General features: G+C 64.9%; 28 protein-coding genes and 1 tRNA gene. 12 read left to right on the forward strand and 17 right to left on the reverse strand.

Features of this window, described 5'->3' with window-relative positions; translation table 11 throughout:
* Positions 1–131: 131 nt before the first annotated feature.
* From AADZ78_RS26165 to AADZ78_RS26175, 3 genes are all read right to left on the reverse strand, one after another.
* Positions 132–221: transfer RNA gene (locus AADZ78_RS26165), tRNA-Ser, on the reverse strand.
* A 29-nt stretch (positions 222–250) separates the two neighbouring features.
* Positions 251–709: a nucleoside deaminase gene (locus tag AADZ78_RS26170; RefSeq protein WP_085252382.1), complete on the reverse strand. Its 459-nt coding sequence runs from the start codon at positions 707–709 to the stop codon at positions 251–253.
* Positions 710–724: 15 nt separating this feature from the next.
* Positions 725–1246 carry a tRNA adenosine deaminase-associated protein gene (locus AADZ78_RS26175; protein WP_085252383.1) on the reverse strand — a complete coding sequence of 174 codons (522 nt, stop codon included), beginning with the start codon at positions 1244–1246 and terminating at the stop codon, positions 725–727.
* Positions 1247–1365: 119 nt separating this feature from the next.
* Between AADZ78_RS26175 and AADZ78_RS26180 the strand changes: the two genes are divergently transcribed.
* Entirely contained in the window at positions 1366–2310 is a 945-nt protein-coding gene (locus AADZ78_RS26180; protein ID WP_239655305.1) for a prephenate dehydrogenase, read from the forward strand.
* Here the strand turns inward: AADZ78_RS26180 and AADZ78_RS26185 are convergent.
* From AADZ78_RS26185 to AADZ78_RS26205, 5 genes are read right to left on the reverse strand one after another with little or no spacing between them, the layout of a single operon-like run.
* Positions 2273–2872 carry a putative glycolipid-binding domain-containing protein gene (locus AADZ78_RS26185; RefSeq protein WP_085252385.1) on the reverse strand — a complete coding sequence of 200 codons (600 nt, stop codon included), beginning with the start codon at positions 2870–2872 and terminating at the stop codon, positions 2273–2275. The two genes, AADZ78_RS26180 and AADZ78_RS26185, sit on opposite strands and share 38 nt — an antisense overlap.
* Positions 2873–2929: 57 nt before the next feature.
* Positions 2930–3688, reverse strand: a complete 759-nt coding sequence (locus AADZ78_RS26190; protein WP_085252386.1) for an ABC transporter permease — start codon at positions 3686–3688, stop codon at positions 2930–2932.
* A complete protein-coding gene (locus AADZ78_RS26195) occupies positions 3685–4374 on the reverse strand; it encodes an ABC transporter permease (RefSeq protein ID WP_085252387.1) in 690 nt (229 codons plus the stop codon). The genes AADZ78_RS26190 and AADZ78_RS26195 overlap by 4 nt, the downstream gene beginning before the upstream one ends.
* Positions 4375–4377: 3 nt before the next feature.
* On the reverse strand, positions 4378–5472 hold the full coding sequence (locus AADZ78_RS26200) for an ABC transporter ATP-binding protein (RefSeq protein WP_085252388.1): 1095 nt from the start codon (positions 5470–5472) through the stop codon (positions 4378–4380).
* Between the two features lie 8 nt (positions 5473–5480).
* Positions 5481–6419, reverse strand: coding sequence for an ABC transporter substrate-binding protein (locus AADZ78_RS26205; RefSeq protein ID WP_085252389.1), 939 nt, complete (start codon positions 6417–6419; stop codon positions 5481–5483).
* 95 nt (positions 6420–6514) lie between these two features.
* On the opposite strand from AADZ78_RS26205, the gene AADZ78_RS26210 reads away from it, so the two are divergent.
* Positions 6515–6862, forward strand: a complete 348-nt coding sequence (locus tag AADZ78_RS26210) for a LapA family protein (protein ID WP_085252390.1) — start codon at positions 6515–6517, stop codon at positions 6860–6862.
* Here AADZ78_RS26210 and AADZ78_RS26215 read toward each other — a convergent pair.
* A complete protein-coding gene (locus tag AADZ78_RS26215; protein ID WP_085252391.1) occupies positions 6846–7898 on the reverse strand; it encodes a phosphotransferase family protein in 1053 nt (350 codons plus the stop codon). The genes AADZ78_RS26210 and AADZ78_RS26215 overlap by 17 nt on opposite strands.
* Before the next feature lie 9 nt (positions 7899–7907).
* Entirely contained in the window at positions 7908–8516 is a 609-nt protein-coding gene (locus AADZ78_RS26220) for a histidine phosphatase family protein (protein ID WP_085252392.1), read from the reverse strand.
* A gap of 88 nt (positions 8517–8604) precedes the next feature.
* Between AADZ78_RS26220 and AADZ78_RS26225 the strand changes: the two genes are divergently transcribed.
* From AADZ78_RS26225 to AADZ78_RS26250, 6 genes are all read left to right on the forward strand, one after another.
* Entirely contained in the window at positions 8605–9627 is a 1023-nt protein-coding gene (locus AADZ78_RS26225; protein WP_085252393.1) for a phosphotransferase family protein, read from the forward strand.
* A gap of 11 nt (positions 9628–9638) precedes the next feature.
* Positions 9639–10403, forward strand: coding sequence for an SDR family NAD(P)-dependent oxidoreductase (locus AADZ78_RS26230; protein ID WP_085252394.1), 765 nt, complete (start codon positions 9639–9641; stop codon positions 10401–10403).
* 120 nt (positions 10404–10523) lie between these two features.
* Positions 10524–11807 carry an acyl-CoA dehydrogenase family protein gene (locus tag AADZ78_RS26235; RefSeq protein ID WP_085252395.1) on the forward strand — a complete coding sequence of 428 codons (1284 nt, stop codon included), beginning with the start codon at positions 10524–10526 and terminating at the stop codon, positions 11805–11807.
* Positions 11788–12420, forward strand: a complete 633-nt coding sequence (locus tag AADZ78_RS26240) for a TetR/AcrR family transcriptional regulator (protein WP_085252396.1) — start codon at positions 11788–11790, stop codon at positions 12418–12420. The genes AADZ78_RS26235 and AADZ78_RS26240 overlap by 20 nt, the downstream gene beginning before the upstream one ends.
* Positions 12420–13397 carry an NADPH:quinone oxidoreductase family protein gene (locus tag AADZ78_RS26245; RefSeq protein WP_085252397.1) on the forward strand — a complete coding sequence of 326 codons (978 nt, stop codon included), beginning with the start codon at positions 12420–12422 and terminating at the stop codon, positions 13395–13397. The genes AADZ78_RS26240 and AADZ78_RS26245 overlap by 1 nt, the downstream gene beginning before the upstream one ends.
* A 40-nt stretch (positions 13398–13437) precedes the next feature.
* Complete coding sequence (locus tag AADZ78_RS26250) at positions 13438–14568, forward strand: sodium-dependent bicarbonate transport family permease (RefSeq protein ID WP_085252398.1); 1131 nt, start codon at positions 13438–13440, stop codon at positions 14566–14568.
* Between the two features lie 72 nt (positions 14569–14640).
* On the opposite strand, the gene AADZ78_RS26255 is transcribed toward AADZ78_RS26250, so the two are convergent.
* The gene (locus tag AADZ78_RS26255) at positions 14641–16515 is read right to left on the reverse strand and encodes an alkyl/aryl-sulfatase (RefSeq protein ID WP_085252513.1); all 1875 of its coding nucleotides are present in this window, start codon (positions 16513–16515) and stop codon (positions 14641–14643) included.
* 194 nt (positions 16516–16709) lie between these two features.
* Here AADZ78_RS26255 and AADZ78_RS26260 point away from each other — a divergent pair, with 194 nt between their 5' ends.
* On the forward strand, positions 16710–17192 hold the full coding sequence (locus AADZ78_RS26260) for a lipoprotein LpqH (protein ID WP_085252399.1): 483 nt from the start codon (positions 16710–16712) through the stop codon (positions 17190–17192).
* A gap of 20 nt (positions 17193–17212) precedes the next feature.
* Here the strand turns inward: AADZ78_RS26260 and AADZ78_RS26265 are convergent, their stop codons facing one another.
* The 5 genes from AADZ78_RS26265 to AADZ78_RS26285 form a co-directional block, all read right to left on the reverse strand.
* Positions 17213–18712: a sensor histidine kinase gene (locus AADZ78_RS26265; protein ID WP_085252400.1), complete on the reverse strand. Its 1500-nt coding sequence runs from the start codon at positions 18710–18712 to the stop codon at positions 17213–17215.
* Positions 18690–19394 carry a two-component system response regulator TcrX gene (tcrX, locus tag AADZ78_RS26270; protein WP_085252401.1) on the reverse strand — a complete coding sequence of 235 codons (705 nt, stop codon included), beginning with the start codon at positions 19392–19394 and terminating at the stop codon, positions 18690–18692. The genes AADZ78_RS26265 and tcrX overlap by 23 nt, the downstream gene beginning before the upstream one ends.
* 109 nt (positions 19395–19503) lie before the next feature.
* Positions 19504–19659: a DUF6131 family protein gene (locus tag AADZ78_RS26275; RefSeq protein ID WP_169726378.1), complete on the reverse strand. Its 156-nt coding sequence runs from the start codon at positions 19657–19659 to the stop codon at positions 19504–19506.
* A gap of 11 nt (positions 19660–19670) precedes the next feature.
* Positions 19671–19919, reverse strand: coding sequence for a hypothetical protein (locus AADZ78_RS26280; RefSeq protein ID WP_085252402.1), 249 nt, complete (start codon positions 19917–19919; stop codon positions 19671–19673).
* 97 nt (positions 19920–20016) lie between these two features.
* Positions 20017–20430: an MmcQ/YjbR family DNA-binding protein gene (locus tag AADZ78_RS26285; protein ID WP_085252403.1), complete on the reverse strand. Its 414-nt coding sequence runs from the start codon at positions 20428–20430 to the stop codon at positions 20017–20019.
* 57 nt (positions 20431–20487) lie between these two features.
* Here AADZ78_RS26285 and AADZ78_RS26290 point away from each other — a divergent pair, with 57 nt between their 5' ends.
* Positions 20488–21315, forward strand: coding sequence for a hypothetical protein (locus AADZ78_RS26290; RefSeq protein WP_085252404.1), 828 nt, complete (start codon positions 20488–20490; stop codon positions 21313–21315).
* Positions 21316–21318: 3 nt separating this feature from the next.
* On the opposite strand, the gene AADZ78_RS26295 is transcribed toward AADZ78_RS26290, so the two are convergent.
* Positions 21319–22263, reverse strand: coding sequence for a class I SAM-dependent methyltransferase (locus AADZ78_RS26295; protein WP_085252405.1), 945 nt, complete (start codon positions 22261–22263; stop codon positions 21319–21321).
* A 94-nt stretch (positions 22264–22357) separates the two neighbouring features.
* Here AADZ78_RS26295 and AADZ78_RS26300 point away from each other — a divergent pair, with 94 nt between their 5' ends.
* Together AADZ78_RS26300 and AADZ78_RS26305 are read left to right on the forward strand one after the other, a co-directional pair.
* Entirely contained in the window at positions 22358–22717 is a 360-nt protein-coding gene (locus AADZ78_RS26300; RefSeq protein ID WP_085252406.1) for a nuclear transport factor 2 family protein, read from the forward strand.
* A complete protein-coding gene (locus AADZ78_RS26305) occupies positions 22717–23748 on the forward strand; it encodes a phosphotransferase family protein (RefSeq protein WP_239656668.1) in 1032 nt (343 codons plus the stop codon). Before AADZ78_RS26300 ends, AADZ78_RS26305 begins: the two co-directional genes overlap by 1 nt.
* The last annotated feature ends 15 nt before the right edge of the window (positions 23749–23763 follow it).

Consider the following 23763-nt stretch of genomic DNA (forward strand, 5'->3'; position numbering starts at 1 on the left):
ACCTGAGCCATGGACAGAACTTAGATTTGCGCGACGACAGGTGTGGGCAAAATGTGGGCAGCCCAGAGGCACCGAGGTCACTACCTGTTTTCAGAAATGTGCCACCACCTGCGTCAGCAGGCGAATGCAATTGGCGGTGGCGGAGGGATTTGAACCCTCGGACGGTGTTAGCCGTCACACGCTTTCGAGGCGTGCTCCTTAGGCCGCTCGGACACGCCACCGCCGAGCAGCTTACCCAAAGAGCGCGCCCTCACCCCAATCGCTGCCGCGCGAAGAACTCCTCCAGGGGTGCCGCACACTCGGCGGCGAGCACGCCGCCGCGCACCTCAGGCCGATGGTTGAGCCGACGATCGCGAACCACGTCCCACAGCGAGCCGACGGCGCCGGTCTTGGGTTCGAAGGCCCCGAACACCAGCCGCGCCACCCGCGCCAACACCAGCGCACCCGCGCACATCGTGCAGGGCTCGACGGTCACGGCGAGGGTGGCCCCCTCCAGCCGCCACCCGTCGCCCAGCACACCGGCCGCCGCCCGCAACGCCAAGATCTCAGCGTGCGCGGTGGGGTCGCCAAGTGCCTCGCGGGCGTTCACCGCCCGGGCGAGTTCGGTGCCGTCGGCGCCAACGACCACCGCACCGATCGGCACGTCGCGGGGCCCGGCCGTCGCAGCAACCGCCAATGCCGCCCGGATCAAATCTTCGTCAGTGGTCACTGACCGCGCTTGCGATCACCGACCGAGGCGGTCGATCACCGCCGACAGTTGGTCGGCGAAGCCCATCTCCCGGGCGATGCGGCCGAGCTGCTCGTCGGCGTAGAGGTCGGTCTCATCGAGGATGACCCCCAATACGGCCTCGGACAGCCCGATGTCGGACAGCAAGCCGAGATCGCCCTCTTCGAACGGTTCGGCATCCTCGAGGTCGTCGGGATCGATTTCGGCGTCCAGATTGTCCAGGACTTCCGCGGCAATGTCATAGTCCAGTGCGGCGGTGGCGTCCGATAGCAACAGCCGCGTCCCCGAGGGCGCCGGCCGTACGATGACGAAGAACTCGTCATCGACGTCGAGGAGCCCAAAAACGGCTCCCGCGCTGCGCAGTTCACGTAGTTCGGTCTCGGCGGCCGACAAGCTGGTCAGTGCTTTGGGGCCCATGGCAGTACAGCGCCACCGGCCCTCCTCGCGCACGACCGCGACGCCGAAGCCGTCCGGCGTCTCCGCAGACGGGCCGTGCATCGAGGCCCGTTGTGCTCCCATGGGCGCCTACGCTAGTCGCTGACCAGGCCTCTGGCCAGCGGCGAGCGCATCCGAAAGCACCGCGACCGCCGAACTGTGCCAACCTTAGGACTGTGACTAGGGCGGTCGTAGCACCACCGGTGTGTGTGCTCGGGCTAGGACTCATCGGCGGTTCGATCATGCGGGCCACAGCGGCAGCCGGTCGCGAGGTTTTCGGCTACAACCGATCGGTGGAGGGCGCCCACGGCGCCCAAGCCGAAGGATTCGACGCCAGCACCGATCTCAACAAAACGCTGGCCCGGGCCGCCGATACCGAAGCGTTGATCGTGCTCGCCGTTCCGATGCCTGCCTTGCCGACCATGCTCGCCCATATCAGCGAATCGGCCCGCAACTGTCCGCTGACCGACGTCACCAGCGTGAAAAGCGCGGTACTCGACGAAGTCAACGCGGCCGGCCTGCTGGCCCGGTTTGTGGGTGGGCACCCGATGACGGGCACCGCGCACTCGGGTTGGGCCGCCGGGCACGGCGGCTTGTTCAACAGGGCTCCCTGGGTGATCAGCGTGGACGACCACGTGGATGCCACAGTGTGGTCGATGGTGATGGCCTTGGCGCTCGAATGCGGGGCGGTAGTGGTGCCGGCCAAATCCGACGAGCACGATGCCGCCGCGGCGGCCATCTCACACCTGCCGCATCTGCTCGCCGAGGCGTTAGCGGTCACCGCCGCGGAGGTGCCGCTGGCCTTCGCGCTGGCCGCGGGGTCGTTCCGGGACGCCACCCGAGTCGCTGGCACTGGCCCGGATCTGGTCCGGGCGATGTGCGAAGCCAACGCCGGTCAACTGCTGCCGGCAGCCGATCGAGTAATCGATCTGCTGAGCCACGCCCGCGATTCACTTGCGAACCACGGCTCGGTGGCCGATCTGGTCGACGAGGGCCACGCTGCGCGGACGCGCTATGAGAGCTTCCCGCGCTCCGACATCGTCACTGTCGTCATCGGCGCGCCCGACTGGCGCGATCAACTGGCCGCAGCGGGCCGGGCGGGCGGGGTGATCAGATCCGCTCTGCCAAGCCTGGATAGTCCACGATGAACCCGTCGGCGTCGACGGTCACGATCGTGTCTGCGACCGGAGAACGTAGCTTGATCCCGTCGAGACGTCCTTCGCTGGCATAGCTGACGGTGGCGGCGGTAACGGACATCTCCGGCACGTTCACATACACCATCGGCAGCGCGATCGACTCCCCTCGTTCGTGTAACCCGAGGCGACGGATCGGCAATGCGTTGAAGAACGGGCTGAACACCACGTCGATGTCCAGCGCACCGTTGTACCCGGCACGCCTTTCACCCTGGTGATCGGTTACCAACCACATGTTCTCCTCGTCGCGGGCGATCGCAAGCTGGCGTTCCCGCTCGGCCAGCGTCACAGTCAACCCGAACCGCTTGGTGGCACCGGACTCATCGGTCTGAACTTCGTAGAACGCTCCAAACGCCGGGTTGGTTGCGGTGGCCGCGGCCACAATGCGGCCAGTAGCCCTGATTCGCTTGCCGGACAACTGGATTCGTACCGATTCCATGCGCGATATGTCCTGTGCGCGCCATGTCAACATCGCCGGCCACTTGCGCGGAGTTGGATCAGGGGAGGCTGAGTTCATGTGCGCCACTCCTCTTCATCGCTTCGCTCTGCATCGTCGCCGGCGCGGTTCACACATCTACCGTAGGACGTGTCCATTAACCGCGGCACGTTTGGCGCTAACTGTGCCGTCGATTCTTGATCTGGTCTGCGAGTTGGCCCGGCCTGCGGGCCTGCTGAGCCGCCCGGTCCCCGGCACCGACGCCCACACCGCCAACGCCAGCAGGCCGTCGAGAATCAGCGCCAGTGCCGCCACCATCAGCGCGCCCACCAGGGCGATGTGGAATTGACGCTCCTTGATCCCGTCGATCAGGTAGCGGCCCAGCCCACCAAGGCTGGCGTAGGCGGCCACCGTCGCAGTGGCAACCACCTGCAGCGTCGCGCTGCGCAGTCCGCCCAGCAGCAACGGCAACGCATTCGGTATCTCGACCCGCCGCAGCACCTGGAACTCGGTCATGCCCATCGCGCGGGCGGCATCGAGGACGGTGGAATCGACATTGGCAACGCCGGCATAGGCGCCCGCCAGCAGCGGTGGGATTCCCAGCAGCATCAGTGCCACGGTCGGTGGTCCCATGCCCAGCCCGTACATCAGCACACCCAGCAGCAACACGCCCAGCGTCGGCAGCGCGCGCAATCCGTTGACGGCACTCACCACCACCAGCTGGCCCCGGCCGGTGTGGCCGATGAGCAGCCCGATCGGCACGGCGATCAGCGCCGACGCGATCACTGCCAACGCGGTGTATTCCAGGTGCTCCAAGGTGCGGGCCGCCAGGCCGGCCGGGCCGGTCCAGTTGCTCGCCGTGAAGAGGTAGGACAGCGCATGTTCGATGAAGGTCATCGCGCACCGCCCGCTATCGGAGCCGGGACCTGGCGGCGCCGACGGACCGGACGTGCGGCGCGCTCCCACGGCGTGACCAGCCAACCGCCCAGGACGATCAGCGCGTCGATGACGACCGCCAACAGGAACATGACCATGATGCCCGCCACGATCTGCTCGCTCTTGTTCGTCTGGTAGCCCGCGGTGAACCAAGTGCCCAGGCCGCCGATGCCGATCACCGAACCCACTGAAACCATCGCGATATTGGTCACCACCACCACGCGCAATCCCGCCACCAGGACCGGGATCGCCAGTGGCAGTTCGACTTTCAACATCCGCGAGATCGACCCATAGCCGACCGCAATGGCCGCGTCACGCAGCTGCTGCGGCACCGCATCCAGCGCCTCCAGCACCGCCCGCACCAACAGCGCGGTGGTGTAGGCCGTCAGCGCGATCATGACGTTGGCCTCGTCGAGGATACGGGTCCTAATGATTAACGGCAGTACCACGAACAGCGCCAGCGACGGGATGGTGAACACGATGCTGGCGGCGGCCGTCGTGAACCGACGAAGCATCGGCTCGCGCCGCACCAGCAGTCCCAGCGGCACCGAGATCGCCAGCCCGACCAGCACCGGGACCAGGGCCAACCGTAGATGGACCACCGTCAGCTCCCATGCGGAGCCGAGGTGCGTCATCAGATAGTGCACGCGTCACTCCCGCCGTCGGGATTCCACGGCGGCCAGCACGTCGGCCGCCAGTATTCCACCGATGACCTTGCCGCCACCATCGACGGCAACGCCAACCGCCGACGGGGAGGCCAGTGTCGCATCCAATGCCTGGCTGAGGTTTCCGTTCGGGCGGAACACCGATCCGACCACGGTGATGCTCTCCGACAGTGCCGCGCCCCCGCGATGGCTCCGCAGACCTTTGGCGTCAATCCAGCCCAGGGGCGCACCCTCGTCGTCGACCACCAGCGCCCAACCGTCGCGAAGTTGAGTGTCCCCGAGGCTCTTTAAGGAAATCCGCTCGATGTCGTGCACCGGCAACCCGGCCGCGTCAACGAGTTGCAGCCATCTATAGCCGCGGCCGAGACCGATGAACTTGGACACGAACTCATTGGCCGGACGCCTCAGCAGCCGGGCGGGTTCATCGCATTGTTGTAGGCGACCGCCCGGGGCGAACACGGCCACCCGATCGGCCAGCATGAACGCTTCGTCGATGTCGTGCGTGACGAAAACGATGGTCTTGTGCAATTCGCTTTGCAGCCGCAGGATTTCGTGTTGCAGCTCATGGCGAACCACCGGGTCGACCGCCGAGAACGGCTCGTCCATCAACAGGATCGGCGGATCGGCAGCGAGCGCGCGGGCCACGCCCACGCGTTGTTGTTCACCGCCGGAAAGCTGCGACGGGTAGCGAGTGGCGACCTTGGGATCCAGCCCGACGCGTTCGAGCACCTCGTAGGCGGCCTTGCGGGCGGCCCGGCGAGATTGGCCTCGTAGCACCGGCACCGTCGCGACGTTGTCGATGGCCCGTTGGTGGGGCATCAGCCCCGCGTTCTGGATAACGTAACCGATTCCTCGGCGCAGCTTCACCGGGTTGACGGTCGATACGTCGGTTCCGTCGACAGTGACTGTGCCGGAGGTGGGTTCGACCATCCGGTTGATCATCCGCAGCGCGGTCGTCTTGCCGCAGCCGGAGGGGCCGACAAAGACCGTCAGCACGCCGTTGGGGATCGCCAGACTCAACCGGTCCACGGCGGTGGTGCCGTCGACGTACACCTTGGTGGCTTTGTCGAAGCTGATCAACCTGGTTCCTATTGCAGGATCGGGTGATCGAAACCGTTGTCCCGCACCCATTTCCGTGCCGCCTGGTCGGGATCGACGCCTGAGTTGCCCTGGACGGCGGCGTTGAGTTCGGCCAGTCCGGCGGTGGTGAGCTTCGCTGATACCGCATCCAACACGTCTTTGAGACGATCCGACTTCTTCTGCGAGTTCACTAGCGGCACAATGTTACCCGCTAGGAAATTGTGCTCTGGATCCTCGAGCACCACCAAGCGGTTCTGTGGGATAGCCGCTGAGGTGCTGAAGATGTTGGCGGCAGCGACCGTTCCGTCCACCAGCGCCCGCACGGTAACGGCGCCGCCGCCGTCGTTGATGGTGACGAAGTTGCCCGGGCGGATATCAAGTCCGTACTTCTGTCGCAGCCCGGGCAAGCCGGACGGCCGGGTCTGGAACGCCGACGGCGCCGCGAACCGCACATCCGCAGAATGGGCCGCCAGGTCGGCGATCGTCTTGAGATTCCACATCGTGGCGGTCGCGCTGGTGACGGTGACGGTGTCGGTGTCCGAAGCCGGTGACGGCGTCAGGATCGACAGGTCGCCGGGCAGGCGCTTGTAAAGCTCCAGCTCGACCGCGTCCAGCAAGGTCACCTTGGAGTCGGGTTGGAAGTACAGCAGCAGGTTGCCGATGTACTCCGGAACCAGGTCGATGGAATGGTCCTTGAGCGCTGGGATATACGTCTCGCGGCTGCCGATGCCCATCCGCCGCCCGACGTCGAAACCGTTGACCTGCAAGGCTTGTGCGTAAATCTCGGCAACGATCTGCGATTCGGGGAAGTCACCGGATCCGACCACGATCGATTTCAGGTTGCCCGTCGCCGAGCCAAGCGGATCGGAGCTGCCACAGGCCGCGACCAAGCCCATCGCCGCGAGCCACACAGCTGCGGCGAGTGCCGCGCGCCGCAGCATCCCCATGCCGTCGACAGTATCGCCAGGAAGGTCGAGCCGCCGCGGCGGCTTCCCCGCGTGGTTAGGTTTCATTCCGTGCAGGAAGGGGCCAAGATGGCACTATGACCAGCAGTACGCCCTCCGGCTCGCCTGATCGGCCGAGCCCGGCGCCGCGACCGCGTCCGCCGGCCAAGGACCCCGCATCCAAGTTCACCCGCGCCGGCGCCTTGTGGTCGGCCTTGATCGCCGGCTTCCTGATCCTCATCCTGCTGCTGATCTTTATCGCGCAGAACACCGCGTCTACACCGTTCGCCTTCTTCGGCTGGCGCTGGAGCCTGCCGCTGGGCGTGGCCATCCTGCTGGCGGCGGTTGGCGGCGGATTGTTGACGGTGGCGGTCGGCACCGCACGAATTGTCCAACTGCGGCGCGCGGCCAAGAAGAGCCACGCGGCGTCTAGGAACCTGGCTTAGCAATCTCGGCCAGCCCGCGCGAGATCAGCGGCGCCACAACTTCGGGCGACGTGTCATACGCGTCGTCTCGCCCGTCGGCCCGCAGCGACATGCGGCGACGGAAATCGATACCGGCGGCGATGATGGCGAGCTTGAAGTACGCCAGCGCCATGTAGAACTCCCAGTGTCCCAATGGCTGCCCGGAGACCAGCGAGTAGCGATCGGCCAGTTCGTCGGCGTTGGGCAACAGCGGCGACGTCCAGGCGGCCTGCGCGTTGACAATGAGATCCAGCGCGGGGTCGCGGTAGACGCACATCAGGGCCGCATCGCTGAGTGGGTCCCCCAGTGTCGAGAGCTCCCAGTCCACGACGGCACGTACCCGCGTGGGATCGTCGGTGTCCAGGATGGTGTTGTCGATGCGGTAGTCGCCGTGCACGATCGAGGTGCGGCTCTGTTGCGGAATGGCTTGTTGCAGAGCCGAATGCAGTCGCGCAACGTCGGCGTCGCGGCGATCGTCGGGTAGCCGCACCAGCTCCCATTGCGAGCCCCATCGGCGCACCTGACGTTCCAGATAGCCGCTGGGTTTGCCGAAGTCGCTCAGCCCGACGGCATTCGGGTCGATGCTGTGCAAGTCGACGAGGACCCGGATTAACGCGTTCACGCAGCCGTCGATGGCCGAACGGCTGAACGCGTCGAGTTGGGCACGCCGGCGCACCACCTGCCCGACAACGAATTCGACGATCTGGAACGGCGCGCCCAGCACCGAGTCGTCGTCACACAGGGCGATTGTGCGGGCGACGGGGACCGGGGTGTCCTGCAGGGCGGCGACCACCTTGTACTCGCGGGCCATATCGTGCGCCGACGGTGTCAGCCCATGCAGGGGCGGACGACGCACCAGCCAACTGGCCACGTCGTCGTAGACCCGGAAGGTCAGATTCGAACGGCCGCCGGAGATCAGCTCGCCGCGTAACTCGCCGTCGCGCCCGATGCCAAGGGAACGCAGATACCGGTCCAGCGCGGGCAGGTCGAGCCCGTTGAGTCGGTCAGTCGAAGTCACGAGACTTGTTTACCATCGTTGGTTTCTTGGCAGCAGGTCCCACACGTGTTCCGTCGAATTGACCGACGCCACCGTCGCCTGGCCGGTCCGCGAGAACAACAATCGGGTCACCGAGGCGTAGTCGATGGGAAACGACAACAGCCGCGCGGTTCCGAGAATCTCGTGTAGCACCACGTTGATCACCCCGCCGTGACCGAAGACCGCGACCGTGTCCTCGGGATCAGCGGCGGCAACCACGTCGTCGACCGCCGCACGCACCCGCGCCCGAAACGCATCTTCATCGACCGCACTGGGCAGATGCCCCTGGGCCATGCGGGCCCACTCCTCGGGGAATTCGTTACGGATCTGCTCGACAGGAATGTAGGCCGGAAGGTCACGGTCGTATTCGGCGAACCGCTCATCGAGGTCGACTGCCAACCCGCGTGCCGCCGCGACCGGTTCGGCAGTTTGGATGGCGCGGCGCTGCGGGCTGCTTACCACCCGGGAGATGGGAAACCGGGCAAGCGCCTGCGGCAGCCGCGCGACCTGCGCGTAGCCGGCGTCCGATAGGTCTGGGTCGGAGCCCTCGCCGTGGTCGCTGCGCAGCGGCAACGCATGCCGGACCAGAAGCAGTTGCATGGAGCCAAGCCTCGCATGTGGCTTGCACGGCCTCCCCGATCGAGGCGGAGAATGTTATTCTCCACACAGAGAGCGGGGTGGGCGGCGAATGGACGCGGTTGTTCTTGGGCGTTGGCTCGACAGCACAGCCGCGCCCGGCAACGGCGAAGAACCGGTGCTCGAGCGGCTGAGCGGCGGCTCGCAGAACACCCTTTACCTGATTCAGCGCGGCTGCGAGCGCATGGTGCTACGGATGCCCGGCCCACGCGCCGATGCGGCCCGGATCGACGGGCTATTGCGGGAGATCCGGCTGGTACGCGCCTTGTCGGGCACCGATGTACCCCATGCGGAGCTGATCGCGGCCGACGAGACTGGCGCGGTGCTCGGCATGCCCTGCTACGTGATGCGGGCGATCGACGGGTGGAGTCCGATGGACGGCGGGTGGCAAGCGCCTTTCGACACCGACCTGGCGGCCCGGCGCGGCCTGGCGTTCGAACTGGTTGACGGCGCCGCCAAACTCGGCCGCGTGGACTGGCGCACCCGAGGCCTCGATGGGTTCGGCCGTCCGGATGGATTTCACGAACGGCAGGTCGATCGCTGGCTGAAGTTTCTGGACGCTTATAAGGTGCGCGAGCTGCCCGGGCTGGATGATGCCGCAGACTGGCTGCGCCGCAACCGGCCGGCGCATTACCGGCCGGGCATCATGCACGGCGACTACCAGTTCGCCAATGTGATGTTCGCGCACGGGAAGCCGGCCCGGCTGGCCGCGATCGTGGACTGGGAGATGACCACGGTGGGTGATCCGCTGCTGGATCTGGCGTGGGCGCTGCTGGGCTACGACGGTGAGGAGCCGCGCACCGACGGGTTCTATCTGGACCTGCGCGGGATGCCTACGCGCAGCGAATTGTTGTGGCACTACGAGAAGGTCAGCGGTCTTTCCACCGAGGGCATCGATTACTACCTGGTGCTGGCGAATTGGAAGCTCGGCATCGTGCTGGAAAAGACCTATGCAGCCGGGGTTAGGACCGGCGAGGTTGACCCCAAGATCACCGAAGCCTTCGGACCGATGATCCTGCAGCTCATCGCCACCGCGGCCGAGCTGGCGCGCTCGCGGGCGGCAAGGATCCGGTAGGGACTGTTGAAATGGGTTATGCGGACCAGCTTTTCGACCTCACCGACCGGGTAGTGCTGATCACCGGCGGCGGCCGCGGGCTGGGGCGCGAAATGGCGTTCGCGGCGGCCCGTTGCGGTGCCGACGTGGTGATCGCCAGCCGCAACCTGGACAACTGCGTGGCCACCGCCAAGGAGATCGAGGCCCAGACCGGCCGTTGCGCTATGGCTTATCAGGTGCACGTGGGACGCTGGGATCAGCTCGACGGATTGGTTGCGGCGACCTACGACCGGTATGGCAAGGTCGACACGTTGATCAACAACGCGGGCATGTCACCGCTGTACGACAAGCTGACCAACGTCACCGAGAAGCTGTTCGACGCGGTGATCAACCTCAATCTCAAGGGCCCATTCCGGCTCTCGGCGTTGGTCGGCGAGCGGATGGTGGCCGCCGGCCGCGGATCCATCATCAACGTAAGCTCGACCGGGTCGCTGCGTCCTGGCGCCGACATCATCCCCTATGCGGCGGCCAAAGCCGGCCTCAACGCCATGACCGAAGGGTTGGCGCGGGCGTTCGGACCCGTTGTTCGGGTCAATACGTTGATGGCCGGTCCGTATCTGACCGACGTGAGCAAAGCCTGGAACCTCGACCAGGACAAGACCAACAGATTCGCCCACCTGTCGTTACAGCGTGCCGGAGATCCGCCCGAAATCGTCGGCGCCGCACTGTTTTTAGCTTCCGACGCATCCAGTTTCACCACCGGCTCGATCCTGCGGGCCGACGGCGGGATCCCCTGACGTGGCGATCGCAAGCGCGGCGCAGCCGGGCGCTGGGGGCACGCCCCCACAAGTGGGAGGTACCCCCACCCGCTTGCCGGGGGACGGGTCATCACGAACGAACAAAGTAGGAGCATTCGAATGTCTTGGGACTTTTCCACCGAACCGGAGTTCGAGAAGAAGCTCGATTGGATCCGCGAGTTCGTGCGCGAGGAGGTGGAACCGCTCGAGGTGCTATTCCCGGGCTGTGAGTTCTTGCCGTTGAACGACGAGCGCCGACGGATCGTCGATCCACTCAAACAACAGGTTCGCGACCAGGGCTTGTGGGCCCCGCATTTGGGCCCCGAACTTGGCGGGCAGGGCTTCGGTGCGGTCAAGCTGACGTTGATCAACGAGATCTTAGGCCGCAGCTCATGGGCGCCGATCGTGTTCGGAACACAGGCACCCGACACCGGCAATGCGGAGATCCTTGCTCGCTTCGGCACCCAGGAGCAGAAGGATCGCTATCTGGCCGGACTGCTGTCCGGGGAGATCTTCTCCTGCTTCTCGATGACGGAACCCCAGGGCGGCGCCGACCCGAGAGTCTTCACAACGCGTGCCGTCCGCGACGGCGACGACTGGGTAATTACCGGCCGAAAGTTTTTCTCTTCCAACGCTTCTGTCGCTTCGTTCTTTATCGTCGTCGCGATCACCGATCCGGACGTGCCCGTTCATCTGGGCGCCTCTACGTTCCTGATTCCGGCCGGAGCCAACGGCTTGACCGTCGCAGCCAACTACCACCTGGTCGGCGCCCAGCCGCACGAGCCGGGACATTCCCTGGTGTGCTACGACGAGGTCCGGGTGGGCCCGGACGCGCTGCTGGGCGAACCCGGCCAGGGTTTCTTAATCCTGCAGACACGGCTGGCCGGCGGACGACTGCATCATGCGATGCGGTCGATCGGAGTAGCCCAGCGCGCGGTCGAGATGATGTCGCGCCGCGCGAAAAGCCGTTTCACGCAAGGAAGCTCGCTGGCAGACAAACAGCTAGTGCAGCAGTTTATCGCGGACTCCTACACCGAGCTAATGCCGTTCCGGCTGGCCGTGCTGCACGCCGCCTGGTTGATCGACAACGGCGACGAGCGCGCCGCGCGCACCGAAATCGCCGCCTGTAAGATCCTGGCATCGCAAGTGCTCAAATCAATTGGGCTGCGGGCTATCCAGGTGCACGGCGCGCTGGGAACAACCGACCAACTTCCGCTGGTCAACGTCTTACTCGGCGGTGTGGCGCTCGGCCTGGCAGACGGACCCACCGAAGCGCACAAGGTCAACCTGGCCCGGATGCTGCTCAAGGATTACGAGGCTGAAGACCCGGAGTGGCCCAGCGAAATGCTGGACGTCCGGCGTGCGGCGGCCCGTGCCAAGTACGGTGAGGTCCTTGACCGTTAGCAGAGTCGCCGCCGCCGTCGAGCGGGCGCTGGATGACCGCCAGCGCGAAGCCACCGAGGAAGTGGAACGCATCCTGGCCGCTGCGGTACGAGTAATGGAGCGGGTGGCACCCGAGGCCCCCCGGGTCAGCGACATCGTTGCCGAGGCCGGCTCGTCGAACAAGGCGTTCTACCGGTATTTCGCCGGCAAGGACGATCTCATCCTTGCCGTCATGGAGCGCGGAGTGGCGATCGTCGTGTCGTACCTTCAGCATCAGATGGCAAAGGAATCCAGGCCGGAGGTTAGAGTCGCGCGCTGGATCGAGGGCACTCTTGCCCAGGTCGCCGATCCGCATTTGAGCAGCATGAGCCGCGCGGCCGCCGGGCAGCTGACGGTCTCCAAATGGGGGACGAATTGGCGTGCCGCGGACCAGGAAATGATGCGGCCGCTGCGTGATCTGCTGGCCGAGCCGATCACCGAGTTGGGCAGCACCGACGTCGGTCGCGACGTCGAGGCGGTCTTCGGTTGCACGGTGGCGGCCATGCGCCGGTATGTGGGTTCCTCGGAGCAGCCCGCCCCGGCCGACATCGAGCATGTGGTGCGGTTCTGTCTGCGCGGGCTCGGGGTCCGCTGATGCGAGCGATCGTCTGCCGCGCCTACGGTCCGCCGGAAGAGCTGGTTCTCGACGACGTCCCCGAACCCGTCCCCGGTCCGGGCCAAATCCTGGTGCGGGTACGTGCAGCGGCGGTCAACTTCCCCGACGTGCTCTTTATCGCCGGCAAATACCAGGTCCGAATTCCGCCGCCATTCATACCGGGTAACGAGATCGCCGGCGAAGTGCTGGCCGCCGGCCCCAACCCGAAGGGCGCGGGATTTAGCCCGGGGCAACGGGTCTCCGGAACCACCTTCGGAGCGTTCGCGGAGCAGGCGCTGCTCGAAGCGGACCAAGCAATGCTCATGCCCGACGACGCCGACTTCGGGTCCGCCGCGGCTTTCGGCGTCACCTACCGCACCGCGTATCACGCGCTGCGCTCGACCGCTCAAGTCGCGGAAGGCCAATGGGTGGTGGTTCTCGGCGCTGCCGGCGGTGTGGGTCTGGCCGCCGTCGATCTGGCGGCGGCCATGAAGGCACGGGTACTAGCGGCCGCGTCGAGCGCAGAGAAACTTGAGCTATGCCGGCAGCGGGGCGCGGAGGCCACCGTCGACTACGACCGGGAAGACCTGAAGACCCGCATCCGCGAACTCACCGGCGACCGCGCCCGGGTTGTCATCGACCCCGTCGGCGGATCCTATTCGGAGCCGGCGCTGCGCGGTCTCGCTCGCGGTGGAACGTTCATCACACTCGGCTACGCCACGGGCACCATCCCGGCGATTCCGCTCAATCTGGTTCTGCTCAAGGACGTCACCATCCGCGGCATGGAGATTCGCACCTTCATGGGCGATTATCCCGACGAAGCCGCCCGCGACACGGCAGAACTTGCGCAAATGTTCGCCGGCGGGCTGATCCGGCCCTATGTCGGCGCGCGATTCCCGTTAGCCCAAACCCCGGCGGCGCTACGGCAGGTAGCCGAACGCAAAGTGCTAGGCAAAGTCGTCATCGACGTGTCCTAACGTCGCAGGTACTCTCCCTCAAAGTCCAAGGAGAGGGTCGATGCTGCACGAATTCTGGCAGAACTTCGCCCACAACCTCTTCAAGCCGCTGTTGCTGTTCTTCTACCTCGGGTTCCTGCTGGCGGTCCTGAAGGTCCGGTTCGAGATTCCGTACGTCATCTACCAGGGCCTGACCATGTACTTACTGGTGGCCATCGGCTGGCGCGGAGGCGAGGCACTAGCACATATCGATCCATGGCAGATCGACAACATCGCCGGATTCGTCGTCCTGGGTTTCGTCTGGAACTTTGCCAATGGCATGATCGCCTACTTCCTGCTCAACTACATGACGACCATGCGGCGCGTCGACAAGGCCACGGTCGCCGGCTATTACGCGTCGGATGGAGCGGGCAGCTTTGCGACCCTGATGGGCGTCCTCACCAGTATCGGTATGGCCTATGACGCCTACATGCCGGTCATGTTGGCCGTCATGGAGATTCCGGGCTGCCTACTGGCGCTGTACCTGGTGGGCCGCCTCCGCCGCAAGGGGATGGACGCGGCGGGAGTGATGCCCGACGAGCCTGGGTACACCGAACCGGTCGGGGCGGGGCCCGGCGCGGCGGCGCAGCGGGCGTATGACGCGCGACCAACCCGCCAGCGTCGTGGCAGGCCGCGAATAGTCTCCCGACAGCTCTTGGGCGAAGTGTTCCTAAACCCTGGGCTTGCACTGCTTCTCGGCGGCGTCGTTATTGGCGTGATCAGTGGACTGCAAGGTACTCAGGTGGTTCGCGACGATGACGCGTTTTTTGTGTCGGCATTCCATGGCGCGCTGTGCTTGTTCCTGCTCGACATGGGAATGACGGCCGCCCGCAAGTTGCGCGACCTCAAGTCGGCAGGCCGCGGCTTTATCGTCTTCGGCCTGCTGGCGCCGAATCTGTTTGCAACGCTTGGGATCGCCGTCACCCACGCCTATGCCCTGATCAGCGACACGGATTTCAAGCCTGGTACATACGCCCTGTTCGCAATACTGTGCGCCGCGGCGTCCTACATCGCCGTCCCGGCGGTGCAACGGCTTGCAATTCCCGAGGCGAGTCCCACCCTGCCGTTGGCCGCATCATTGGGCCTGACGTTTTCCTATAACGTCACCATCGGGATCCCGGTCTACATCGAAATCGCCCGGCTCTTTGGTTGAGTGGTACCGCGAGCAGACGCAAAATCACCCGAAAATCGTTGATTTCGGGTGATTTTGCGTCTGCTCGCGGTACTAAGGTGTGACAATATTGAAATTCGGGTTGCCGTCGTCGAGAGCACCCAGCAGCGACGCCAAGGCCGTGGCGTCACCGGACAGTTCGAGCCCGGGCGAGGAGAAGTCACCGCTCGCGGCCAGCAGTAACCGAAACTTACTGTCCAGCTTGATCGTAACCTTCGCGGTAGCCGGGTCAGCGGCAATCTTGCGGTGAATCAACACACCGTTGCGCAGCGTGAGCCGATAGTTGGTAGCCAAGTCAGCGAACGTGATGTCGATGGCGAGATCGAGGTCCCAGCTGCGCGGGCCGTTGACCCGAATGGCGATGCTGTCGAAGATCTGCTCCGGTGTCAGCTGGGAGAGCAAAGTTGGTGAGGTTGTTTGGGTCGCGGTGCCGACGTTGCCGACGCGCAATTCAGTGGCCCCAGTCATGAAGAAGTTGCGCCACGTTGCGTTTTCGGCGCCGTATGCCAGCTGCTCCAATGTGTCGGCATACAGCCCGCGGGCGCCCGTGTGGTCGCTGTCGGTGAAGATCGCGTGATCGAGCAGCGTGGCCGCCCAGCGGAAGTCGCCGGAATCGAAGGCCGTCTGGGCGAGTTCGACGACCCGGTCGATGCCGCCCAGGGCCTCGACGTAGCGGGCCGCCAGCGCCTCTGGCGGATGGGGCCACAGCCGGGCGGGGTTGCCGTCGAACCATCCCATATAGCGTTGGTAGACCGCCTTGACATTGTGGTTGACCGACCCATAGTAGCCGCGGGTATGCCAGGCCTGCTCCAACGCCGGTGGCATCTGGAACATTTCGGCGATTTCGACGCCGGTGTAACCCTGGTTGAGCAGCCGCAGGGTCTGGTCATGCAGGTACGCGTACAGATCTCGTTGCAACGAAAGAAATTCGACGATTCGCGCTCTCCCCCACGTCGGCCAGTGGTGGGAAGCGAACACCACGTCACTGCGATCGGCGAAGGTGTCGATCGCTTCGGTGAGATAACCCGACCAGGCACGCGGGTCGCGCACCAGTGCACCGCGCAGAGTGAGCAGGTTGTGCAGGTTGTGGGTGGCGTTCTCGGCCATGCATAGCGCGCGGAATTGCGGGAAGTAGAAGTGCATTTCGGCGGGAGCCTCGGTGCCCGGCGCCATCTGAAACTCGATCCGCACGCCGTCGATGGTGTGCGTCTCCCCGGTTGTCCGGATGTCGACGGTCGGGACAATGATGGCCACCTCACCGGTCGACGGGGTCTGGCCGAGGCCGCAGCCCACCTGCTCCAGCGGTCCGCGCGCCAACAGCGTGCCATACATGTATGTGGCGCGGCGCGTCATCGCCGGACCCGCGTAGACGTTCTCCTGGACGGCATGCGCCGTAAAGCCGTCCGGCGCCAGCACCGCAACCTTTCCGGCGTCCACGTCTGCCTGGCTGGTGACGCCCAGCACGCCGCCGAAGTGATCGACGTGGCTGTGGGTGTAGATCACGGCGACGACGGGACGATCACCCCCGCGGTGAGTGCGATACAACGTCAGCGCCGCGGCGGCCACCTCGGTGGACACCAATGGGTCAATGACGATGACTCCGGTGTCGCCCTCGACGAAGCTGATGTTGGAAAGGTCGAATCCGCGGACCTGATAAATGCCCGGCACCACTTCATACAGGCCCTGTTTGGCCGCCAGCGTCGACTGCCGCCACAAGCTGGGATGCACCGAAGTCGGCGCGGGTCCGCGCAGAAATGCATATGCGTCGTTGTCCCACACCACGCGGCCGTCGGCAGCCTTAATGACGCACGGGGACAGGGCCGCAATAAATCCGCGATCGGCGTCGTCGAAATCCGTTGTGTCATGCAACGGTAGCGAGTGTTCGCGATGTGCTGACTCGATTACCGCTGTAGCAGGTTTGTGGTCCACCAGTAACACATTGCCATGACCGCGGCGCCCTTCGAAAGCTCCCGGTAGGTCCGGTTACCCGGCAAGACGACCTCGAAAGACCTGACAAACTGGAAAATAATTCTTCGCTGCACCTAGACCTTCGGTCTAGTTAACCCGCATACTGCGGACGGTCCTCATGCCGATGGACCGCTACAACGGGCAAAGGAGCACAGGTGAAGCGTGGACTAACGGTCACGGTAGCCGCGGCAGCAATCTTGGCTGCGGGTCTTTCCGGTTGTTCGAGCAACAAGTCGAGTACGGGCAGTGGCGGTACCACGACTCCGGGCACATCGGCGCCGGGCGGAGGAGGCGGCGCCTCGGGAACCAAGGTCATCATCGACGGCAAGGACCAGAACGTCAGCGGCTCAGTCGTGTGCACCACGGCGGCCGGCAACGTCAACATCGCGATCGGTGGTGCAGCGACCGGCATCGCCGCCGTGCTTACCGACGCCAACCCCCCCGAGGTGAAGTCTGTTGGGCTTGGCAACGTCAACGGGGTAACGCTCGGATACACCTCCGGTACCGGTCAGGGCAATGCCTCGGCGACCAAGAATGGCAACAGCTACAAGATCACCGGGACCGCTACCGGGGTTGACATGGCTAACCCGACATCGCCGGTGAACAAGCCGTTCGAAATCGACGTGACCTGTTCCTAGCCTGACCGCGACGCGACGACCTAGAACGGGCGAGCGCGCGGTTGCCACCCATTGAGTGGCAGCCGCACCGCGAACTCGGTATGACCGGGCGAGCTGTTCACCGTGATCGTCCCGTTGTGGGCCTTGACCACCGCTGAGACGATCGCCAGACCCAGCCCGGTACTGCCGCCTTTGCGGGAACGTGAGGTGTCGCCGCGTGCGAACCGCTCGAATATCTCCGACTGCACCGCTTTCGGAATGCCGGGGCCGTTATCGATAACCTGCAGCACTGAGTGCGCCGGCTCGGTAGTCAGCCGCATGGTCACGACGGTGCCCGCGCCGGTGTGGATGCGCGCGTTCGCAAGCAGGTTGGTCACCACCTGGTGCAATCGCGCTGCATCACCGGGGACCACCACCGGTTCGGCGGGCAGGTCGAGCTCCCACTGGTGATCCGGACCTGCGACATGCGCGTCGCTGACCGCGTCGACCGCCAGGCGAGACAGGTCGACCGGTTCGCGTTCCAGCGGCCGTCCGGAATCCAGGCGAGCCAGCAGCAGCAGATCCTCGACCAGGCGCGTGATCCGCTCGGTCTCGGATGCCACCCGGCTCATCGCGTGGGCCACCGCCTCCGGGTCGTCGCCCATGCGTTGCGTCAGTTCGGTGTAGCCGCGGATCGCGGCGAGCGGGGTACGCAGTTCGTGGCTGGCATCGGCAACGAACTGGCGCACTCGGGTCTCGCTGGCCTGCCGCGTCGACAAAGCGGCCGCAATGTGGTCGAGCATCCGGTTGAGCGCCGACCCAAGTTGGCCCACCTCGGTGTAGGGGTTGGCATCGGGTTCGGGCACCCGCACCGGCAGTTGCACCTCGCCCCGGTCCAACGGCAGGTCGACAACCTCACTGGCGGTTTGCGCGACGCGCCGTAGCGGCGCCAGCGCGCGCCTGATGATGACAATTCCGGCGGTGGTCGCCGCAACCACCGCGACCAAGGTGACGATCCCGAAGATGATCAGCATCCGGAACATCGTGGCGTCAACGTTCGCCATCGACAGGCCGGTGACAATGACGTCGCCGCCGTTGCGGCTCGGCGCGGCCACCACGCGGTATCTGCCCAACCCGTCGAGGTTCAACGTCACCGGGGTGCGGCTGCCGGCGATCTGTTCCAGTTGAGCTTGGGCGGTTGGGGTCAACGCCGCCCGGGCGCCGCTGCTGGTCAGATAGCCGGCGTCCACCGTCTCGCCCTTATTGACCACGGCACCGACCATGCCGGCCGGCTGGCCCGGGGCATCGAGGAATCTCGGGCCCGGGCCCGGCCTGAAGAATATGTGCGCGTCGCGTCGCCGTTCGGGATACATCAACGCCGAGCGGTAGGACGTCCCGGCGAGCTGGCTATCGAGCTGTGCCAACAGGTGGTGGTGCAGCGCCAGTTCCGTCGCCCCGATGATTCCGACACAGACGATGACGAGCACGACGACTTGGCCGACCAAGAGCCGGAGTCGAAGCGACCAGACCCGTGGCGCCCTAGCGGGCCGGCTTGAGGACATAGCCCGCGCCGCGCAGCGTATGGATCATGGGTTCACGACCATTGTCGATCTTCTTGCGCAGGTAGGAGATGTACAGCTCGACGATGTTGGACCGCCCGCCGAAGTCGTAGCTCCACACGCGGTCCAGGATCTGAGCCTTGCTCAGCACGCGCTTGGAGTTTCGCATCATGAACCGCAGTAGTTCGAACTCGGTGGAGGTCAACGAGATCGGTTCGCCGGCGCGCGTCACCTCGTGACTGTCTTCGTCCAACACCAGATCTCCGACCACCAGTTGGGCGCCGCTGTCGACCGTTGCAATGCCCGTGCGCCGCAACAGCGCCCGCAGCCGTAGCACGACCTCCTCGATGCTGAACGGCTTGGTGACATAGTCGTCACCCCCTGCGGTCAACCCGGCGATGCGATCTTCCACGGCATCCTTGGCGGTGAGTAGCAGCACCGGCAGGCCCGGATTCTCGGTGCGCAACTTGTGCAGCACGTCGAGGCCGCTCATGTCGGGCAACATCACGTCGAGTACCACTACGTCGGGTCGCTCGGCGCGGGCCGCTGCGATGGCCGACAAACCATCACCGGCGGTGGCGATATTCCAGCCCTCGTAGCGCAACGCCATCGACACCATCTCGGCGAGAACGGGCTCGTCGTCGACGACCAGGACATTGACCGGTTTGCCGTCAGCGCGGCACATCACGACCCGCTCAACAGCGGTTCGAGGGGCGGTCACGGATTCCAGTATGCGCCACCGTCTTGGGCGAGGCTATGCCATTGCTATGCGCGAGCTGTGAAACGCTGCGTGTCTAGTACCAGTAGCGTCGGCCGGCAACGGGGCGGCCGATAGCGCCCAGGGCCCACATGACCGCACCAATCACCAGCAAAACGACGCCCAGGACGGTCAACAGATGAATCCCAAACACAAATCCGAGGATTAGCAAGATCGCACCGACGACAATCATGGCGAATTCCTTTACATAGACGACTTAAACACAATTTGCATTGCGCTGGGCTGCGGCAACCGGCAATCCTTTACTTTCGGATTGACACCGAAGTAGTTCAACGGACCGGCGATTACCGTCACGGCAACGGTTCCCGCTGAGGCGCAAGTTGTTTCATTACCCTTGAAGTAGTTGCGCTGCCACGCAGCGACAACGCCGATGAGCAGCCACACCAGCACAACCGCCCCGAGAATTCCGCGACCGCGCATCGTGACCTCCATTGAGTCCGAGAAAATTCCCGTATGCTGGCCAGATACCCCTCGCATCTATGTCTAAACATGCGCGGGCGAGTAATTAACCGCAGTCGAAACAGCCGCGTTACGGATGTTGCGCTGCCAGCCAGGCCGTGGCCCGCCTCTTTGACGCACGGGACAGCCATGCGTCCTGAATGAGTTCGGTCAATTCCGTGACGCTGATTTCCGCCAACCGACTGGCCCGCACGAGCACCGAAGGATGCCCGTCGAAGTGGGCGGTGGTAAAAAACGGCGACGCGGGATCTTGGGTCAGTGCCAGCTTGTCACCTTCCGACTCCACCCACAGCATGATCACGTCGGTATAGCGGTCGCCGGTCACCGGATCGATCGCGTCCGGCTGCGGGGTCCGGAAGAACACGAACGACTTGCCACCCACCTGATAGATGCTGTTGCCCTTCGGCCCTTCCAGGCGCTGCACGTGCGGCATCGACGCGGCGATCTGATGCACATCGCCGACCTGCGCGGGTCGATCAGCCATAGCGACGACAATACCGAGTACTCTTCCAGGCGTTGCGGCAAAGGGGGATTGGATTCAGTGACGGACACTCTGTTCGCTGACGTCTCCGAATACCAAGTGCCAGTGGATAATTCATACCCATACCAGGTGCTCTCGATCCGTGTTTGCGACGGTACCTATCGAGACCACAACTTCGCGCGCAACTATGCGTGGATGCGTGCCGCATTGGACAGCAGGCGTTTGACGTTCGGAATCGTCTACACCTATGTCCGCCCGAACTGGCTGGCTAACGCCAACACGGTGCGTTCGATGATCGACGCCGAAGGCGGCTTGCACCCACGGGTGGCATTAATGCTCGACGTCGAATCGGGCGGCAACCCGCCGGGCGACGGGTCCAGCTGGATCAACCAGCTCTATTGGAACCTCGCCGGATATGCGGGATCCGCCGCGCGAATCATCGGATACGCCAACGCCTATGACTTTTTCAACATGTGGCGGGTGCGCCCACCGGGCCTGCGCGTCATAGGAGCCGGCTACGGGTCGAATCCGAACCTTCCCGGCCAGGTTGCGCACCAGTACACCGACGGCCAGGGTTACAGCCCGAATTTGCCGCAGGGCGCTCCACCGTTCGGCCGGTGCGACATGAACTCTGCCGACGGGCTGACGCCGCAACAGTTTGCCGCCGCCTGCGGCATCACAACGAACGGAGGACCGCTGATGGCGCTCACCGATGAGGAACAAGCCGAATTGCTGACGAAGGTCCGCGAGATCTGGGACCAACTGCGCGGACCCGACGGCGGCGGCTGGCCACAACTCGGACAAAACAGTCAAGGCCAGGACCTCACGCCCGTCGACGCGATCGCGGCGATTAAAGATACCGTGGAAGGCCTGCAGTCATCGACCTGACGATCAGGCGGCGGTACGCTGTGCTGATACGAAAAGTGTTGGTGGTATTAGATCTTCGAGATCCTCGGGGAAGCTGCGGCCATAGCGGCTCATCAGGTCTGCGAACGTTGTCGCTGACACACTCCAGCCATGGTCACCCAGCCAATCGGCGACCGGCGTGCGCTCCTCCGCGTACCAGAGGTCTTCGTAGTCCGTTATCTCGGTATTGACGAGCCGGGCGGCCGCGGCACGCATACGCTGCATGTCCTCGCGTTGGCGCTGCAACCGGTCGGGGTCAAGGAAACCCTCGGCAGGAACGTTGGAAGCCAACCAGCTGCCGGCCGGGCTGAGTGCATTCACGCGTTCGAACAACAGATCCTGGGCCCGCGCGGGCAGATAACGCACCAGCCCCTCGGCCGACCACACGCTGGGCCGTGACGCGTCGAACCCCGCTTCCTGCAAGGCTTTTGGCCAGTCCTGCCGCAGGTCGATCGGGATGCTCACCAGTGTCGAGGTCGGGTGCGCGCCGTGTTGGCGCAACGTGGCGGTCTTGAATTCGAGGACCCTGGGCTGGTCAAGTTCGTAGACGACGGTTCCGTGGGGCCAGGGTAACCGCCACGCGCGCGAGTCCAGCCCCGACGCGAGGATCACCACCTGCCGCACGCCGGCGTCGGCGGCGTGCAGGAAGAACTCGTCGAAAAAGGCTGTGCGCGTGGCCATGAAGTCGATCATCAGCTGTACCCGAGCCCGCACTTCCGGTTCGATGTCGGTCGCGCCGGCCAGCAACTCGGGGTTGGCGAACATGCTCCACATCCCGTCGCCCGCCGCGTCGACGAACACGCGCGCAAACGGGTCGCTGATGAGTGGGTTGTCGCTCTCGGTCTCCGCGGCTCGAGCGGCCGCCACACCCAGCGCTGTGGCTCCCACGCTCTGGGTGATGTCCCAGGAGTCGTTGTCGGTACGCGGCATCCACCTATTCTTCCAGTCGCCGAGGGCTCGGACCGGACGTCAAGAGTGCCCTACGCTTTTTCCCAGACGGTCGACAGGTTTGCAGGAGAGTCCGATGACAAATGGCCCGCCACGTACTCCGCAGGAAGTATTCGCCCACCACGGCAAGGCACTCGCCACGGGCGATCTCGACGCGATCGTCGCCGACTACGCCGACGACTCCGTGGTGATCACCTCGGCAGGGATCGCACGTGGCAAGGATGGCGTGCGGAAGGTGTTCGTCAAGCTACTCGACGATCTGCCGAATGCGGTGTGGGACTTGAAATCCCAGATCTTCGAGGGCGATGTGCTCTTTCTCGAGTGGGCCGCCAACTCGGTGCTCAACCGGGTAGACGACGGTGTCGACACCTTCATCTTCCGGGACGGCGCGATCTGGGTTCAGACGATCCGATACACCCCGCGCGCCACCGGCTGATGCCCGTGGACCTGGACGCCGTTGCCGCATGGATGTCCGAGCAGGGACTGGGCGAGGGTCCCCTGGACGACGTCGCCGCGGTGACCGGCGGAACGCAGAACGTCATGCTGCGATTCACCAGATCCGGCAGATCCTACGTGCTGCGCCGGGGCCCGCAGCACCTGCGGGCACGCAGCAACACGGTGATCTTGCGGGAGACCCGGGTGCTGGCGGCGCTTGCCGGTTCGGACGTGCCGCATCCGCACCTGATTGCCACCTGCGCCGACCCCAGCGTGCTCGGTGATGCCGTGTTCTACCTAATGGAGCCCGTCGACGGATTCAACGCCGGCGAAGGCCTACCACCCCTGCACGCGGGCAACCCCAGCGTGCGATTCCAGATGGGGCTGTCCATGGCCGACGCCCTGGCCAAGCTCGGTGCCGTCGACTATGTCGCCGTCGGTCTCGCCGACTTTGGCAAACCGGAAGGCTTCCTGGAACGCCAGGTGCCGCGCTGGCTTTCCGAACTGGAGTCCTATCAGGAGTACGACGGCTACCCGGGGCCCGAGATCCCGGGCATCGCGCAGGTGTCCGAGTGGCTAGAGCGTCATCGACCAACCGCCTGGACGCCAGGCATCATGCACGGCGATTACCACGCCGCCAACGTGATGTTCTCGCGCACCGGGCCGGAAGTGGTCGCCATTGTCGACTGGGAAATGTGCACGATCGGCGACCCGCTGCTGGATCTGGGCTGGCTGCTGGCCACCTGGCGCCAGCCCGACGGCTCCAGTGTGTTCAGCCACGCCCTTGGTGGACAGGATGGCTTGGCCAGCACCGACGACCTGCTGCAGCGGTACTCGCAAAACACCACCCGCGACTTGTCGCACATCACCTGGTACACCGTGCTGGCATGTTTCAAGCTCGGCATCGTGATCGAGGGCACGTTGGCCCGGGCCTGCGCGGGCAAAGCCGAGAAGGAAGTCGGTGACCAACTCCACGCGGCCACGGTGCACTTGTTCGAAAGAGCGCTGAACCTTATCGAGAACCAGCCCTAACCCGGCCTTGCTGCT

It is taken from the genome of Mycobacterium riyadhense (assembly GCF_963853645.1).
Taxonomy (GTDB): Bacteria; Actinomycetota; Actinomycetes; order Mycobacteriales; family Mycobacteriaceae; genus Mycobacterium; species Mycobacterium riyadhense.

Bases quoted from the DNA above. Each gene is read 5' to 3' on its own strand.
- AADZ78_RS26210 (WP_085252390.1), top strand. From the start codon at position 6,515: ATGACCAGCAGTACGCCCTCCGGCTCGCCTGATCGGCCGAGCCCGGCG.
- tcrX (WP_085252401.1), bottom strand. From the start codon at position 19,394: ATGTGCCGCGCTGACGGCAAACCGGTCAATGTCCTGGTCGTCGACGAC.
- AADZ78_RS26280 (WP_085252402.1), bottom strand. From the start codon at position 19,919: ATGGAGGTCACGATGCGCGGTCGCGGAATTCTCGGGGCGGTTGTGCTG.
- AADZ78_RS26300 (WP_085252406.1), top strand. From the start codon at position 22,358: ATGACAAATGGCCCGCCACGTACTCCGCAGGAAGTATTCGCCCACCAC.
- AADZ78_RS26185 (WP_085252385.1), bottom strand. From the start codon at position 2,872: ATGAACTCAGCCTCCCCTGATCCAACTCCGCGCAAGTGGCCGGCGATG.
- AADZ78_RS26250 (WP_085252398.1), top strand. From the start codon at position 13,438: ATGCTGCACGAATTCTGGCAGAACTTCGCCCACAACCTCTTCAAGCCG.
- AADZ78_RS26295 (WP_085252405.1), bottom strand. From the start codon at position 22,263: ATGCCGCGTACCGACAACGACTCCTGGGACATCACCCAGAGCGTGGGA.
- AADZ78_RS26285 (WP_085252403.1), bottom strand. From the start codon at position 20,430: ATGGCTGATCGACCCGCGCAGGTCGGCGATGTGCATCAGATCGCCGCG.
- AADZ78_RS26190 (WP_085252386.1), bottom strand. From the start codon at position 3,688: ATGACCTTCATCGAACATGCGCTGTCCTACCTCTTCACGGCGAGCAAC.
- AADZ78_RS26235 (WP_085252395.1), top strand. From the start codon at position 10,524: ATGTCTTGGGACTTTTCCACCGAACCGGAGTTCGAGAAGAAGCTCGAT.
- AADZ78_RS26205 (WP_085252389.1), bottom strand. From the start codon at position 6,419: ATGGGGATGCTGCGGCGCGCGGCACTCGCCGCAGCTGTGTGGCTCGCG.
- AADZ78_RS26220 (WP_085252392.1), bottom strand. From the start codon at position 8,516: ATGCAACTGCTTCTGGTCCGGCATGCGTTGCCGCTGCGCAGCGACCAC.
- AADZ78_RS26275 (WP_169726378.1), bottom strand. From the start codon at position 19,659: ATGATTGTCGTCGGTGCGATCTTGCTAATCCTCGGATTTGTGTTTGGG.
- AADZ78_RS26245 (WP_085252397.1), top strand. From the start codon at position 12,420: ATGCGAGCGATCGTCTGCCGCGCCTACGGTCCGCCGGAAGAGCTGGTT.
- AADZ78_RS26265 (WP_085252400.1), bottom strand. From the start codon at position 18,712: ATGTCCTCAAGCCGGCCCGCTAGGGCGCCACGGGTCTGGTCGCTTCGA.
- AADZ78_RS26225 (WP_085252393.1), top strand. From the start codon at position 8,605: ATGGACGCGGTTGTTCTTGGGCGTTGGCTCGACAGCACAGCCGCGCCC.
- AADZ78_RS26305 (WP_239656668.1), top strand. From the start codon at position 22,717: ATGCCCGTGGACCTGGACGCCGTTGCCGCATGGATGTCCGAGCAGGGA.
- AADZ78_RS26175 (WP_085252383.1), bottom strand. From the start codon at position 1,246: ATGGGAGCACAACGGGCCTCGATGCACGGCCCGTCTGCGGAGACGCCG.
- AADZ78_RS26230 (WP_085252394.1), top strand. From the start codon at position 9,639: ATGGGTTATGCGGACCAGCTTTTCGACCTCACCGACCGGGTAGTGCTG.